This is a genomic window from Buttiauxella sp. B2 (genome assembly GCF_006376615.1).
Taxonomy (GTDB): Bacteria; Pseudomonadota; Gammaproteobacteria; order Enterobacterales; family Enterobacteriaceae; genus Buttiauxella.
The window spans coordinates 47,214-61,998 of record NZ_VEXQ01000020.1; the positions used below are offsets into that span (position 1 = coordinate 47,214).

The following is a 14,785-nucleotide window of genomic DNA, read 5'->3' on the forward strand; positions in this document are numbered from 1 at the left end:
ATCAATGCAAATTCTACAACTTCGCTAATAGCTTTATGGGGCTATTAACGACCTGCCAATGGTGGTACAAACACAACGCCCATATCCCACGGCTGTTCAATCCAGGTATCCTGCGGGATATCAATGACATAGTCGTCAACCAAAGGCTGACCAGCAGGTTTAGCGAAAATAGTGACGAAATGCGCTTTTGGATACATTTCACGAATAGCAACAGCGGTGCCACCGGTATCCACCAGGTCATCAATAACGATGAAGCCTTCACCATCACCTTCAGCACGTTTAATCACGGTCAGCTCACGCTGATTGTTGTGGTCGTAGCTGGAGATACAGACGGTATCAACATGACGAATCCCCAGTTCACGTGCTAGCAGTGCGCCAGGAACCAGGCCGCCACGGCTAACGGCAATTATGCCTTTCCACTGTTCAGCAGGAAGCAGACGGCTTGCCAGCTTACGCGCGTGAATCTGCAACATGTCCCAGGTGACGATGTATTTTTCGCTCATGTGAAATTATCCCAGCCAGTTATTAACGGCTTAAAAATGTTCAAAGGGGTTTTGGTTGCGCGAGATTATAGAGATCTGGCGCACTAAAAACCAGCGTTGCAGGTCTATCCGCCGTGATTTTACGTGCTTAAGGTCGTCAGAGCCTTAGTTATAGTGGTATTCTCAAGCCAGCACACACAGCTTGCTTGTGTTGTATTTCATTAAGATCAATCCTGTTCTCTGCGAGCCAAAACTGTAAGCAGAGTCGATGTCAAGGGGACTTATCGTGTCTGAATTGTCTCAATTATCTCCGCAACCGCTGTGGGATATTTTTGCCAAAATCTGTTCTATTCCGCACCCTTCTTATCATGAAGAACAACTCGCGGAACATATTCTGTCCTGGGCAAAAGAAAAAGGCCTGCATGTTGAGCGCGATCAGGTCGGTAATATCCTGATCCGTAAGCCTGCAACCACTGGCATGGAAAACCGTAAAGCGGTCGTCCTGCAAGCTCACCTTGATATGGTGCCGCAGAAAAACAACGACACTGTACATGATTTCACCAAAGACCCGATTCAACCGTACATTGACGGTGAATGGATTAAAGCCCGTGGTACAACACTGGGGGCTGATAACGGTATCGGTATGGCATCTGCATTAGCAGTACTGGCTGATGACTCCGTATCCCACGGTCCGCTAGAAGTTCTGCTGACCATGACTGAAGAAGCCGGTATGGACGGTGCATTTGGTCTGCAAGCTGGCTGGCTGCAAGCTGATATTTTGATTAACACCGACTCCGAAGAAGAAGGTGAGATCTATATGGGTTGTGCAGGCGGGATTGATTTTATCTCCACGCTGCCATTGCAACGTGAAGCAATCCCTGCGGGTTACGAAACCTATAAGCTGACTATCAAAGGTCTGAAAGGCGGCCACTCTGGTGGTGAAATCCATCTGGGTCTGGGCAACGCTAACAAATTACTGGCTCGTTTCCTGTTCGCTCATGTCGCAGAACTGGATGCTCGTCTTATTGATCTGAACGGCGGCACGCTGCGTAACGCTATTCCACGTGAAGGTTTTGCTACCCTGGCAGTACCTGCGGACAAAGCTGCACAGCTGAAATCTTTGGCTAATGAGTTCCTGTCGATTCTGAAAAATGAACTGGCAGCGGTCGAGAAAAACATCACTGTTCTGGTTGAATCTGTAACGACTGACAAAAAAGCGCTGACCTCCAAAAGCCGTGACACCTTCCTGGGTCTGCTCAATGCAACACCAAATGGCGTTATCCGTAATTCCGACGCTGTGAAAGGCGTTGTGGAAACGTCACTGAACGTAGGTGTGGTCACAATGGCTGACGAAAGCGCAGAAATCATCTGCCTGATTCGCTCATTGATTGATAGCGGCAAAGACTATGTTGTTGGCATGCTCAATGCGCTGGGTCAACTTGCTGGTGCACAAACTGTTGCCAAGGGTAGCTACCCTGGCTGGCAACCGGATGCGAACTCACCGGTCATGCATCTGGTTCGCGAAACCTACCAGAAGCTGTTCAATAAGACACCGAATATCATGGTTATCCATGCGGGTCTGGAATGTGGTCTGTTTAAGAAACCGTATCCGGATATGGATATGGTTTCCATTGGGCCGACCATCACGGGTCCACACTCCCCTGATGAGCAAGTTCATATTGAAAGCGTGGGTCAATACTGGATCTTGCTGACTGAGTTGCTCAAAGCAATTCCAACTAAGTAATTCTGATACGTTTTTATCTAAACCCTCTCATTGAGAGGGTTTTTTTATAGGCCGAGAACCAGCTGCCGTTCCATCTGTGGGTCCAGTAAACTCACATGTAACCCCACCAGCCTTACGCCTCGCCCCCCTCGGCGCTCTTCCCATGTTTTCTTCGCCATTGTGATTAAATCGGCTTTGTTTAGCTGTGGCCAGACATGTTCCTGAGTGGTTTGCTGGAAATCATTAAACTTGAGCTTGATACCCTGGCGGGCAATCAGCAAATCGGGTCTTACCTTTTTAAGGCGCCTTTCAAGTTCGAAATAAAGTTGTTCAATGATGTCCTCACACTCCTGCCATTCATGGATATCTTCTGCCAACGTTTTTTCAACACCAACAGATTTTCGCTGCCGCTGGCTGTTTATCTCACGCTCGTCGATTCCAAGGCTTCGCTCCCACAACACGCGGCCGAATTTACCAAAACGTTTAAGTAACGAGGCCAAATCTGTCTTCTGCACATCAGCACAGGTACGTAATCCTAAACTTTCTAGTTTTCCCGCGGTGACTTTGCCGACACCCGGAATTTTTCCAAGTGGCAAGGTTTGCAAAAACGCAGGGATCTCCTCAGGAGTTATCACGAATTGCCCATTGGGTTTATTAAGGTCAGAAGCGATTTTGGCGAGAAATTTTACCGGCGCGATACCCGCTGAAGCGGTGAGGTTAAGTTCATCTGAAATAATTTGACGAATTTCCTTCGCCATTAGCGTTGCAGAACCCTGGCAGTTCAGGCTATCGGTGACATCCAGATAGGCCTCATCCAATGACAGTGGCTCGATAAGTGTAGTGTAGCGGCTAAATATTTCACGGATGTGATTTGAAGCTTCTTTGTATGCGTCAAAGCGCCCTGGCAAAAGCGTCAGGTGCGGGCACAGTTTGAGGGCCATCGCAGTCGACATAGCACTGTGCACACCAAATTTCCGGGCCGGGTAATTTGCGGTACTGATGACACCACGGCGTTGTGCACTGCCACCAATTGCCAGTGGGACATCCTGCAACGCCGGGTTATCACGCATCTCTACAGCTGCAAAAAAACAGTCCATATCGACATGAATGATTTTACGCATACTTGTTCACACCAGTTACATTACTGGATAAGTATACAGTTAAATTATTGCGAGAGGAAAGTATTCAGAAAAGAAAACCTCCCGACAATACGGGAGGTTTTTAGAGTCTTACAAGATGCGGTTTTGCTGAAGTTTTTCCTGCCGCTCAGCCTTCGCGATGCGTTTTTTGCGTGCATCGCACGGTTCAGGGCAATTACAAACTTTCTCCATGCCAAGTGCAGCAATGCCACCACAGCTACCCTGAAGCGTTTTGCGCTTCACGATAAAGCCCAGTGACATACCCAATATCACCAGAAGAAAAATAACGAAAGTGGCTAAAAATACTGTCAGCATAAGCGCTCCCGTCAGCCGCCAAAGTCGTCAAGCATGATGTTTTCATCCTCAACACCCAGGTCTTTAAGCATTTTGATAACGGCAGCATTCATCATCGGTGGTCCACACATATAGAACTCACAGTCTTCTGGCGCTGGATGGTTACGAAGATAGTTTTCCAACAATACGTTGTGAATGAAGCCAGTATAACCCGTCCAGTTATCTTCTGGCTGTGGATCAGAAAGCGCCACATTGAACGTAAAGTTCGGGTTTTCCTGTGCCAGTTTTTCAAACTCTTCTTCATAGAACATCTCACGCAAAGATCGAGCGCCATACCAGAAACTGATTTTACGCGTGCTATGAAGGCGTTTGAACTGGTCGAAGATGTGTGAACGCATTGGAGCCATACCTGCGCCTCCACCAATGAACACCATTTCTGCGTCCGTATCTTTGGCAAAGAATTCACCAAACGGCCCCGAAATCGTCACTTTGTCGCCCGCTTTCAGCGACCAGATATACGAGGACATGATGCCAGGAGGTGCATCCGGCACATTCGGTGGCGGTGTAGCAATACGCACGTTCAGCATGATAATGCCTTTCTCATCCGGATAGTTCGCCATGGAATAGGCACGAACGCAGGGTTCTTTAACCACAGACTTGAAACGGAAGATATTAAACTTATCCCAGTCTCCTCGATATTCCTGCGGAACATCAAAGTCCTGGTAGTTAACTTCATGAGGCGGGCTTTCAATCTGGATATAACCACCCGCACGGAACGGCACCACGTCGCCATCAGGAATACGCAGTTTGAGCTCTTTAATGAAAGTGGCTTTGTTATCGTTGGAGATAACTTCACACTCCCATTTTTTGACGCCAAAGATCTCTTCTGGCAGCTCAATTTTCATGTCCTGCTTAACTGCAACCTGACAGGCAAGACGGCAGCCCTCTTTCGCTTCACGTTTGGTGATATGCGAAAGTTCGGTAGGAAGAATATCGCCACCACCTTCTTTAACCGTCACACGGCACTGCCCGCACGAACCACCACCACCACAAGCAGAGGAGATAAAAATCCCCTGGTTTGAGAGCGTATTGAGCAGCTTGTCACCCGCCGGAGCATGAAACTGTTTGTCTGCTTCGTTGTTAATCTCAATCAGCACATCGCCGGAGTTCACAAGCTTTGACTTGGCAAACAAAATCAATAGAGCCAGAGCCAAAACAATCAGCGTGAACATCACCACGCCAAGAATAATTTCCATACGTTTTCGCCCTTATAGCTGCACACCGGAGAATGACATAAAGCCCAGTGCCATCAATCCAGTGGTGATAAAGGTAATGCCTAAGCCTCGCAATCCTGCGGGCACATTGGCATATTTCATTTTCTCGCGGATACCTGCCAACGCGACAATTGCCAGCATCCAACCCACACCGGACCCCACACCGTAAACAATTGATTCGCCAAAGCTATAATCGCGCTGCACCATGAACGACACGCCACCAAAAATTGCGCAGTTAACGGTGATAAGCGGCAGGAAGATACCCAACGCGTTGTAAAGTGCCGGGAAGAAACGATCGAGGATCATTTCAAGGATTTGTACCAGTGCGGCAATAACACCAATGAAGGTGATAAAGTTGAGGAAGCTAAGGTCAACCCCCTCTACCAACGCACCGTCACGAAGCACCAAGTTATAAACCAGGTTATTCGCCGGAACGGCAATCCCTAAAACAACGGTAACCGCGATACCTAAACCAAATGCAGTAGAAACCTTCTTGGAAACTGCAAGGAAGGTACACATGCCAAGGAAGAACGCGAGTGCCATGTTTTCAATAAACACGGCACGCACAAACAGACTAATCATATGTTCCATAGTCAGTTAGTCCTTTTCCTGCTGCGCAGGCTTCAGCGTGCGCAGGGCCCATATCAACAGGCCGATAATAAAGAACGCACTCGGTGCCAGCAGGAACATCCCGTTTGGCTGATACCAGCCACCGTTCTGTACCGTTTCTAACACCGTGATACCAAACAATTTACCACTACCGATAAGCTCACGCAGGAAGCCAACCAACAGCAGAATTACGCCATATCCCAAGCCATTACCAATTCCATCCATAAAGCTTGCCAGTGGCGGTGACTTCATGGCGTAGGCTTCTGCACGCCCCATTACGATACAGTTAGTAATGATCAAGCCAACGAATACCGACAGTTGCTTGGAAATTTCGTAAGCGTAAGCACGCAGAATCTGATCAACTACGATAACTAATGAAGCAATGATCGCCATCTGCACGATGATTCGGACACTGTTTGGAATCAGGTTGCGGATCATTGAGATAAACATGCTGGAAAACGCTGTTACCACGGTCACCGCAATAGTCATTACGAAGGCCGTTTCCAGTTTCGTCGTCACCGCCAGCGCCGAGCAGACACCGAGTATTTGCAAGGCAATTGGGTTGTTATCCACCAACGGGCTAACCAGTACCCGTTTAACCTCTTTCATGTCTGAAATATCAGCCATTGTTGAGCGCTCCTTCACGAACATGTTTCAGGAAGGGTCCAAAACCGAGCTCGCCCATCCAGAAATCAAAAGTGTGTTGTACCCCGTTTGCAGTCAGTGTGGCACCGGATAAACCATCTACCCCGTACTCATCTCCCTGACGCGCACCACCTTTTACAACGCGGATTGCAGGCTTCCCGCTATCATCAATTAGCTTTTTGCCAATCCACTGAGCGCGCCAGTTTGGATTTTCAATTTCACCACCCAAACCTGGGGTTTCACCCTGATCGTAGTAAGTGATGCCTTTTACCGTCCGGCCATCAGTTTGCAGGGAAACAAAGGCATACATCATCGACCACAAACCTTTGCCATACACAGGCAATACAACTTCCTGCACTTTGTTTTGCTCATCACGAACCAGATAAATTTCGACGATATTGCTGCGATATTTTATCCCGGCACGGTCTTCACTTGAGGAAAGAGTCACGCTCTGTTCAGGGTCACGCAGTGCTGCTGCCTGGTCAAATTTAGACGAGTCCTTATCCAGCAACTCACCACTTTTAAGATCTAACAAACGCGGAGTGATGCGTGATTGATAGATTGCTTTGACATCTTCACCGGTCATTTTAGGTGTTGCTAAGCCTGCAACATCCAGGATATTGCGCTGCTTATCGAGTGCTTTTTGCTCCTGCTGGCGAGCTTTAAGCCCAACAGCTGAACCCGCCACCACGACTGAGCACACCAGGCAAAGCACCAGCACCACCAGCAGTGTTCTGCCGATGCTATCGTTACTTTTTACTTCAGCCACGCGACTTCCTCCGCTTAATATTGGCTTGCACCACCAGGTAATCGAACAATGGTGCAAAGAGGTTGGCGAACAGAATCGCCAGCATCATCCCTTCTGGATAGGCCGGGTTTACAACACGAATCAATACACACATCACGCCGATGAGTGCTCCGTACCACCATTTACCTTTATTGGTAAACGAGGCAGAAACGGGGTCTGTAGCCATGAACATCATGCCAAAGGCAAAACCACCCAGCACCAGGTGCCAATACCACGGCATTGCAAACAGAGGATTTGTTGCAGAACCAATGAAGTTAAACAGGGTCGCAGTGGCAATCATACCGAGCAAGACACCCGCAACGATGCGCCAGGAAGCAACACGACCAAACAGGATAATCGCACCACCAATAAGGATCATCAGTGTTGAAACTTCACCGATAGAACCCGGGATATTGCCAAGGAAAGCATCCATCCAGGTGACCGGTTGGCCAGTACCAACATTGACCAAACCTTCGCTTCCACCGTTCGCCCATTGGGAAAGTGGTGTTGCGCCAGAAAAACCATCAGCCGCAGTCCAGACTAAATCCCCAGAGATTTGTGCCGGGTATGCGAAGAACAGAAATGCACGGCCAGCCAAGGCAGGGTTCAGGAAGTTACGACCCGTACCGCCGAAGATCTCTTTAGCAATGACCACACCGAAAGTGATACCAAGTGCGGCTTGCCACAAAGGCAACGTTGGAGGAACTACCAGCGCAAACAAAATAGAGGTAACGAAGAAACCTTCGTTGACTTCATGTTTGCGGATGATGGCGAACAAGACTTCCCAGAAACCACCCACCAAAAATACAGTGATATAGATAGGGAGGAAGAAAACAGCTCCCAGGGTCATCATGCTTAGCCAACCAGCATCAGGTGTGAAGTTCACCCCTAGCCACTGAGCCACAACATAGTGCCAGTCAGATGAAATAACCTGCTGGAGCTGCTCTGCAGCGTACATTTTGTTCAGTGCAGGAATGGTTTGTAAACCGACGTTGTACATGCCCCAGAACATGGCTGGGAACACCGCAAACCACACCAGGATCATCATGCGTTTCAAATCGATTGCATCACGAACGTGGGAGGCTCCAGGCGTTACGATGCCTGGCGTGTAAAACAGTGTCGCCGTCGCTTCAAAGAGCGGGTAATACTTTTCTAGCTTTCCGCCTTGTGTAAAGTGCGGCTCTAGTTTTTCAAATAAATGCTTCAAGCCCATGACTTATCCTTCCTGCTCGATGCGGGTTAATACCTCGCGTAGCACCGGGCCATACTCATATTTCCCAGGGCAAACATAGGTACAAAGCGCCAAATCTTCTTCGTCCAACTCCAGACATCCCAACGCCTGAGCGCTGTCTGTGTCTCCCGCCAGTAAATCGCGCAATAACATCGTTGGCAGAATATCCAGTGGCATAACACGTTCATAGTTGCCGATTGGCACCATGGAGCGCTCACCGCCATTGGTATCTGTTGAGAAGTTAAATAATTTATGCTTCAGGAAGTGACCGATAGTGGTACGCGTAATCGAATATTTATCGGCGCCAGGCATTACCCAACCAAACAATTCCTTTTCACGCCCTTCTTTCAGAACGGTGACCTGCAAATGGAAACGACCGAGCCAGGCCCGTGGGCCGGCAGCAATTGTTCCACTTAGCACGGAACCAGAAATGACACGGTTTTCACCGTCTTCGAGTTCACCCGCCGTAAGCGTTTCCAGCGAAGCGCCTAAACGAGTCCGAATTAGACGTGGTTTTTTAACCTGTGGTCCGGCTAACGCAATGACACGTTCAGTCCACAATTCACCTTCAACAAACAGTTTCCCGATGGCAATCACATCTTGGTAGTTAAGGTGCCATACGGTTTTTTGCAGGCTGACTGGCTCCAGGAAATGGATGTGTGTACCCACTAAGCCAGCAGGATGAGGGCCTGCGAATTCATTAAAAGCGACTTGCCCTGCACTATGGCCGCCCAACTTACCGCCACCAGCCTGACAAACATGGACTTTTCCGTCGGTCAGTCGGGATAACAACATTAAGCCCGCATCAAACATTTCGCGATGTGCGCGAATAATCGGTTGCGGATCGGCGGCCAGTGGATTGGTATCCATCGCCGTGACAAAAATAGCGGCAGGAACACTGGCAGGTTGCGGAGTTTTACTGAAAGGCCGTGTACGAAACGCTGTCCATAATCCAGAAGCCAACAATTGCGCCTGAACGGTTTCACGTGCCAACTTGGCAAGGTTTTCCGGAGCAAAACGTTCGAAAACGACCTGCTCATCACCTTGAACCTCTATAACCAGAGATTGCAGTACACGACGTTCACCACGATTAATCGCAGCCACCGTTCCACTTGCAGGTGCGGTAAAGAACACACCTGGATTTGTTTTATCTTCGAAGAGAGGCTGACCTTTCAATACCTTGTCGCCTTCCTGCACCAGCATGGAGGGACGCATACCGACATACTCTTCACCGAGTAGAGCCACTAAAGGTATCGCTGGACCGTCATGGATTTGCTGTTCCGGCAGACCGGCAATAGGCAAATCCAGACCTTTTTTGATTTTTATCATAAGGTTATCACGTTTAAAATTGGCTTAAACATACCGACAAAAACTGTAGCCGACAACGGATGGGTCGAAACACGGTTCAACCGATGTGACATATAAGGCAGATGAAAAAAGGAAACGCATCCATTCACTATTGCGAGAGGGAGAGTTAAGTCGCCCAGAACAACGGGACAACTGACTTAAGGAAAGTTTCCATTCTTATCCGCAGGTCAACATTCGCAGAGGATTTTAGCATCATTAGGCCTCAAAAGTGGCAGAAATCAGCACAGTGATATGCAGCAATGCGAGCTGTTACGCAAAAAGCTGACTCTTGTGGTTTGCTTACATATTACCTAACTGCTAAATATGTCTGAAAACGTTTCTATTCAAGCTTGCGAAAATTCAGAACGATGCTAATGTGAGCGCTCCTAATCCAGAGTATTCTGATTTCGGGTCTCTTTTTGCCGTCCTGGCATTTGGTATAAGTTTTATCAAGGAATAAAGCAGTATGCGTAAGATCGCACTCGTTATTGCGATGCTTCTGATGCCGTTCATGTCGTTTGCCAGCTTATTGAGCGGCAACACGTCAGCCGCGCCTGTCAGTAAAGAATTCAAGCAACAACTTATGGGCTCTCCTGTTTATATTCAGATATTTAAGGAAGAGCGCACGCTAGAGTTATATGTGAAGATGGGCGAACAGTATCAACTGCTCGACAGCTATAAGATCTGTAACTATTCCGGTGGGCTAGGTCCTAAACAACGTCAGGGTGATTTTAAAAGCCCTGAAGGTTTTTATAATGTGAGCCGTAGCCAGCTAAAACCTGATAGCCGTTTCTATAAAGCCATTAACATTGGCTTCCCGAACGAATTTGATCGTTCTCATGGTTATCAAGGGCAATATCTGATGATTCACGGTGCTTGTGTGTCTATTGGCTGCTATGCCATGACTGACAACAACATTGATGAGATTTTCCAGTTTGTAACTGGTGCACTGGTATTCGGCCAACCAAGCGTGCAAGTCAGCATCTACCCGTTCCGTATGACGGACGCTAACATGCAACGCCACAAGTATTCTTACTACATCAACTTCTGGAAACAACTGAAACCAGGTTATGACTACTTTACGGCGAATCACCAACCGCCGGGGGTTTCAGTTATCGGCGGGAATTATGTGATAAGTAAGCCGGTTGCGCCGACAACACAACCGCAGTTGGCGTCAAACTACACGCTCCCCGAGACAAAATAATTCCGACTCGCCTGGTGCAATTTTGTGCCAGGTTTCGTTACCGGTAAGAGGTTGTGTAGCAATCACAGTGACCACATCATTGAGTGTGGTCTCTTCTTGAAAGTCGATTTCCACATCCTGATCCAACAGCTTTGCCACTCCAAATGGGGCTCGACGGGTTATCCAATATAAATTGGTAGAGCAAAACGCCATCACGTAACGCCCATCAGACAACAACATGTTAAAGACGCCTTTCTCACGCAACTCCACTGCAAGTTCAGTGATATAGCGAAACACCGCCTGCATATTGCCAGGGGTTCGTGGATAACGTTGGGTTAGCTTATGAAGCAGCCAGCAAAATGCTTGTTCGCTATCAGTTTCGCCAATCGGACGAAATGGCCCAGTGTCGAGAGAGCGATGACCTTTAAGTTGACCGTTGTGAGCGTAGGTCCAATTGCGCCCCCATAACTCACGCGTGAAGGGGTGCGTATTTTCTAGCGCGACTTTTCCGCGATTCGCCTGACGGATATGCGCCACCACAGAACACGATTTGATGGGATAGTCCTGCACTAACTTAGCGATGGGTGAGTTAAAGCTGGGTTGTGGATCTTTAAACGTACGGCAACCTTTACCTTCATAGAAGGTAATTCCCCAGCCATCTTTATGCGGCCCTGTTCCTCCGCCACGCTGCACCAATCCGGTAAAACTAAAGCAAATATCCGTTGGTACATTGGCGCTCATCCCGAGCAGTTCGCACATCTTAACCTCCCACCACTTGAACCCACTCTCAGCTAACCCTCTCCCGGTGGGAGAGGGAATGACCAGGTTAAGCCTTGACCATCTCTTTTTCGATAAGTTGGATCAGGATATGAATCACTTTGATGTGAATTTCCTGAATACGGTCAGCGTAACCGAAGTGTGGCACACGAATTTCGATATCCGCGCTACCATCCATCTTGCCGCCGTCTTTCCCGGTCAAGGTGATGACTTTCATGCCTTTAGCACGTGCAGCTTCAATCGCTTTGATAACGTTGCCGGAGTTACCTGAAGTGGAGATCCCCAGTAACACATCGCCTTCACGCCCTACCGCTTCAATATAACGAGAGAAGATATAGTCGTAGCCAAAATCGTTACTGACACAAGAGATGTGGCTGACATCAGAAATCGCGATAGCCGGATAACCCGGACGGTTTTCACGGTAGCGACCTGTCAGTTCTTCAGCAAAATGCATGGCATCACAATGTGAGCCACCATTGCCGCAAGATAAAACTTTGCCACCCGCTTTGAAGCTATCAGCCAGCAGTACCGCCGCGCGCTGGATTGCATGAATGTTAGCGTCATCTTTCAGGAAGTTAGCCAGCGTTTCTGCCGCTTCATTCAATTCGTTACGAATAAGATCCTGGTACATGAGGATGTCCTTCAGTATTTTTCGATTGAGTAAACCTAAGCAGTTTACCGGATAGCGCGAGAAGCGCCATATCCTCCTGCTTTTGCTGTTCTTTGCGTTAACAATGTGAGCAAGGTTGTAATTATTTTGTGAACATATTGCTAAAAAAAACCACATGAACTAAAACAAATATATCCAAGTGGTCAGACCTCCTACAAGCAAGGGAGTTTCCTTTATGTTGATTTTGAGTATTGTTGCAACGGTTGTTCTCCTCGGTGTGCTTTTCTATCACCAGGTCAATTTACTGCTCAGTAGCGCGATTTTGCTGGTGTGGACGGCAGCGCTTGGTTTTGCTGGTCTCTGGTCTATATGGCTACTGGTTCCACTGGCAATTATTCTGGTGCCGTTTATCTTTACGCCAATGCGTAAATCCCTGATTTCCGCTCCAGTATTCCGCAGCTTCCGTAAAGTTATGCCACCGATGTCGCGTACTGAAAAAGAAGCGATCGAAGCGGGTACTACCTGGTGGGAAGGTGATCTGTTCCGCGGCAAACCTGACTGGGAAAAACTGCATAACTATCCGCAGCCAAAACTAACCGAAGAAGAACAAGCCTTTATTGACGGTCCTGTTGAAGAAGCTTGTCGCCTGGCTAATGACTTCCAAATCACACACGAAATGGCAGACTTGCCGCCAGAGCTATGGGCATATCTGAAAGAACATCGCTTCTTCGCGATGATCATTAAGAAAGAATACGGCGGCCTGGAATTCTCCGCTTACGCCCAGGCTCGCGTACTGCAAAAACTCTCTGGCGTATCTGGGATCCTGGCGATCACCGTTGGGGTACCTAACTCATTAGGCCCTGGCGAATTGCTGCAACACTACGGTACCGAAGAGCAAAAAGATCATTACCTGCCGCGTCTGGCTCGCGGGCAAGAAATCCCTTGCTTTGCCTTGACCAGCCCGGAAGCGGGTTCCGATGCGGGTGCGATTCCGGATACCGGCGTCGTCTGCATGGGCGAATGGCAGGGTCAGCAAGTTCTTGGTATGCGTCTGACCTGGAACAAGCGCTACATTACGCTGGCACCTATCGCCACGGTTTTAGGCCTTGCATTCAAACTTTCAGACCCAGAACATTTACTGGGTGATGAAGAAGATCTTGGTATTACTTGTGCGTTGATCCCAACTCACACACCTGGCGTGGAAATTGGTAAGCGCCACTTCCCACTTAACGTGCCATTCCAGAATGGACCAACACGCGGCAAAGATATTTTCGTCCCTATTGATTACATCATTGGCGGTCCGAAAATGGCAGGCCAGGGCTGGCGTATGCTGGTGGAGTGCCTGTCTGTTGGCCGAGGTATTACCCTGCCGTCTAACGCGACCGGTGGTCTGAAATCAGTCGCGATGGCAACGGGTGCTTACGCCCATATCCGTCGTCAGTTCAGAATCTCTATTGGTAAAATGGAAGGGATTGAAGAGCCACTGGCACGTATTGCGGGTAATGCGTATGTCATGGATGCCGCGGCATCACTGGTGACTTACGGCATTATGCTCGGTGAAAAACCAGCCGTTCTGTCAGCTATCGTGAAGTACCACTGTACCCATCGCGGCCAGCGCGCCATCCTGGATGCAATGGATATTGTCGGCGGTAAAGGCATCATGCTGGGTAACTCCAACTTTGTGGCGCGTGCTTATCAAGGTGCACCAATTGCCATTACCGTAGAAGGCGCGAATATCCTGACACGTAGCATGATTATCTTCGGCCAGGGTGCGATTCGTTGCCATCCTTACGTTCTTGATGAAATGACTGCGGCGCAAAATAATGACGTCAACGCCTTCGATAAGCTGCTGTTTAAGCACATCGGTCACGTTGGTAGCAATAAAATGCGCAGCCTGTGGCTCGGTTTGACCAACGGTTTGACCAGCGCCACACCGACCAAAGACTCCACCAAACGCTACTACCAATATATGAACCGACTGAGCGCCAACCTGGCGTTGCTGTCAGACGTATCAATGGCAGTGTTGGGCGGCAGCCTCAAGCGTCGTGAACGCATCTCTGCCCGTTTGGGGGATGTGTTGAGCCAGCTTTACCTCGCGTCTTCAGTACTGAAACGCTATGACGACGAAGGCCGTAACGAAGCTGATTTACCACTGGTTCATTGGGGTGTTCAGGATGCGTTGTATCAGGCAGAACAAGCGATTGACGATCTGCTGCGCAACTTCCCAAATGCGTTTGTAGCCGGCATGCTGCGTGTGGTTATCTTCCCGCTTGGCCGCCGTTACGATGCTCCATCGGACAAACTGGACCATAAACTGGCGAAGATCATGCAGATCCCATCAGCTACTCGTTCACGCATTGGTCGTGGTCAGTACCTGACGCCAAGCGAGTTCAACCCTGCTGGTTTGCTGGAAGAAGCATTGATGGACGTGATGGCCGCCGAGCCAATTCACCTGCGTATCTGCAAGGAAACGGGTCGCAATCTGTCATTCACTCGCCTTGATGAGCAAGCTAAACAGTGGCTGGAAGAAGGTAAAATCAACGCAGACGAAGCGGCTATCCTCATCAAAGCCGAAGCAAGCCGCCTGCGCAGTATCAATGTCGATGAGTTTGAGCCGGAGGAACTGGCAACTATGCCGGTAAAGGTGCCGGAAAAGCATCGTAAAATTGAAGCTGCATAAGCCT

Annotated in this window: 14 protein-coding genes; 3 read left to right on the forward strand and 11 right to left on the reverse strand. The window is 48.8% G+C overall.

Annotated features, from left to right (window positions below):
- Positions 1-44: 44 nt before the first annotated feature.
- Positions 45-503, reverse strand: coding sequence for a xanthine phosphoribosyltransferase (gpt, locus tag FH968_RS18665; RefSeq protein WP_139882253.1), 459 nt, complete (start codon positions 501-503; stop codon positions 45-47).
- Positions 504-768: 265 nt separating this feature from the next.
- On the opposite strand from gpt, the gene pepD reads away from it, so the two are divergent.
- Entirely contained in the window at positions 769-2,226 is a 1,458-nt protein-coding gene (gene pepD / locus FH968_RS18670) for a cytosol nonspecific dipeptidase (RefSeq protein ID WP_139882254.1), read from the forward strand.
- A gap of 44 nt (positions 2,227-2,270) precedes the next feature.
- Here the strand turns inward: pepD and dinB are convergent, their stop codons facing one another.
- The 8 genes from dinB to FH968_RS18710 form a co-directional block, all read right to left on the reverse strand.
- A complete protein-coding gene (gene dinB / locus FH968_RS18675; RefSeq protein WP_139882255.1) occupies positions 2,271-3,326 on the reverse strand; it encodes a DNA polymerase IV in 1,056 nt (351 codons plus the stop codon).
- 108 nt (positions 3,327-3,434) lie between these two features.
- Positions 3,435-3,659, reverse strand: coding sequence for a (Na+)-NQR maturation NqrM (nqrM, locus tag FH968_RS18680; protein WP_139882256.1), 225 nt, complete (start codon positions 3,657-3,659; stop codon positions 3,435-3,437).
- 11 nt (positions 3,660-3,670) lie between these two features.
- Complete coding sequence (nqrF, locus tag FH968_RS18685; protein ID WP_139882257.1) at positions 3,671-4,894, reverse strand: NADH:ubiquinone reductase (Na(+)-transporting) subunit F; 1,224 nt, start codon at positions 4,892-4,894, stop codon at positions 3,671-3,673.
- Positions 4,895-4,906: 12 nt separating this feature from the next.
- The gene (gene nqrE, locus FH968_RS18690; protein WP_139882258.1) at positions 4,907-5,503 is read right to left on the reverse strand and encodes an NADH:ubiquinone reductase (Na(+)-transporting) subunit E; all 597 of its coding nucleotides are present in this window, start codon (positions 5,501-5,503) and stop codon (positions 4,907-4,909) included.
- 6 nt (positions 5,504-5,509) lie between these two features.
- Positions 5,510-6,148: an NADH:ubiquinone reductase (Na(+)-transporting) subunit D gene (locus tag FH968_RS18695; RefSeq protein ID WP_081908371.1), complete on the reverse strand. Its 639-nt coding sequence runs from the start codon at positions 6,146-6,148 to the stop codon at positions 5,510-5,512.
- Positions 6,141-6,935, reverse strand: a complete 795-nt coding sequence (locus tag FH968_RS18700) for a Na(+)-translocating NADH-quinone reductase subunit C (RefSeq protein WP_139882259.1) — start codon at positions 6,933-6,935, stop codon at positions 6,141-6,143. The genes FH968_RS18695 and FH968_RS18700 overlap by 8 nt, the downstream gene beginning before the upstream one ends.
- A complete protein-coding gene (locus tag FH968_RS18705; protein WP_139882260.1) occupies positions 6,928-8,166 on the reverse strand; it encodes an NADH:ubiquinone reductase (Na(+)-transporting) subunit B in 1,239 nt (412 codons plus the stop codon). Before FH968_RS18705 ends, FH968_RS18700 begins: the two co-directional genes overlap by 8 nt.
- A gap of 3 nt (positions 8,167-8,169) precedes the next feature.
- A complete protein-coding gene (locus FH968_RS18710) occupies positions 8,170-9,513 on the reverse strand; it encodes a Na(+)-translocating NADH-quinone reductase subunit A (RefSeq protein WP_139882261.1) in 1,344 nt (447 codons plus the stop codon).
- Between the two features lie 484 nt (positions 9,514-9,997).
- On the opposite strand from FH968_RS18710, the gene dpaA reads away from it, so the two are divergent.
- Positions 9,998-10,735 carry a peptidoglycan meso-diaminopimelic acid protein amidase gene (gene dpaA / locus FH968_RS18715; RefSeq protein ID WP_139882262.1) on the forward strand — a complete coding sequence of 246 codons (738 nt, stop codon included), beginning with the start codon at positions 9,998-10,000 and terminating at the stop codon, positions 10,733-10,735.
- On the opposite strand, the gene FH968_RS18720 is transcribed toward dpaA, so the two are convergent.
- Positions 10,706-11,473: a class II glutamine amidotransferase gene (locus FH968_RS18720; protein WP_139882263.1), complete on the reverse strand. Its 768-nt coding sequence runs from the start codon at positions 11,471-11,473 to the stop codon at positions 10,706-10,708. The two genes, dpaA and FH968_RS18720, sit on opposite strands and share 30 nt — an antisense overlap.
- Before the next feature lie 67 nt (positions 11,474-11,540).
- Positions 11,541-12,122: a D-sedoheptulose 7-phosphate isomerase gene (lpcA, locus tag FH968_RS18725; protein ID WP_139882264.1), complete on the reverse strand. Its 582-nt coding sequence runs from the start codon at positions 12,120-12,122 to the stop codon at positions 11,541-11,543.
- A 214-nt stretch (positions 12,123-12,336) separates the two neighbouring features.
- On the opposite strand from lpcA, the gene fadE reads away from it, so the two are divergent.
- Positions 12,337-14,781 (forward strand): acyl-CoA dehydrogenase FadE, encoded by a 2,445-nt coding sequence (gene fadE / locus FH968_RS18730; protein ID WP_139882265.1) that lies wholly within the window; start codon positions 12,337-12,339, stop codon positions 14,779-14,781.
- Positions 14,782-14,785: the final 4 nt, after the last annotated feature.

What these genes read in the sequence shown, in the direction of transcription:
- gpt (WP_139882253.1), bottom strand. Translation starts at nt 503, where the DNA reads ATGAGCGAAAAATACATCGTCACCTGGGACATGTTGCAGATTCACGCG.
- dinB (WP_139882255.1), bottom strand. Translation starts at nt 3,326, where the DNA reads ATGCGTAAAATCATTCATGTCGATATGGACTGTTTTTTTGCAGCTGTA.
- nqrM (WP_139882256.1), bottom strand. Translation starts at nt 3,659, where the DNA reads ATGCTGACAGTATTTTTAGCCACTTTCGTTATTTTTCTTCTGGTGATA.
- nqrF (WP_139882257.1), bottom strand. Translation starts at nt 4,894, where the DNA reads ATGGAAATTATTCTTGGCGTGGTGATGTTCACGCTGATTGTTTTGGCT.
- nqrE (WP_139882258.1), bottom strand. Translation starts at nt 5,503, where the DNA reads ATGGAACATATGATTAGTCTGTTTGTGCGTGCCGTGTTTATTGAAAAC.
- FH968_RS18695 (WP_081908371.1), bottom strand. Translation starts at nt 6,148, where the DNA reads ATGGCTGATATTTCAGACATGAAAGAGGTTAAACGGGTACTGGTTAGC.
- FH968_RS18705 (WP_139882260.1), bottom strand. Translation starts at nt 8,166, where the DNA reads ATGGGCTTGAAGCATTTATTTGAAAAACTAGAGCCGCACTTTACACAA.
- FH968_RS18710 (WP_139882261.1), bottom strand. Translation starts at nt 9,513, where the DNA reads ATGATAAAAATCAAAAAAGGTCTGGATTTGCCTATTGCCGGTCTGCCG.
- dpaA (WP_139882262.1), top strand. Translation starts at nt 9,998, where the DNA reads ATGCGTAAGATCGCACTCGTTATTGCGATGCTTCTGATGCCGTTCATG.
- FH968_RS18720 (WP_139882263.1), bottom strand. Translation starts at nt 11,473, where the DNA reads ATGTGCGAACTGCTCGGGATGAGCGCCAATGTACCAACGGATATTTGC.
- lpcA (WP_139882264.1), bottom strand. Translation starts at nt 12,122, where the DNA reads ATGTACCAGGATCTTATTCGTAACGAATTGAATGAAGCGGCAGAAACG.
- fadE (WP_139882265.1), top strand. Translation starts at nt 12,337, where the DNA reads ATGTTGATTTTGAGTATTGTTGCAACGGTTGTTCTCCTCGGTGTGCTT.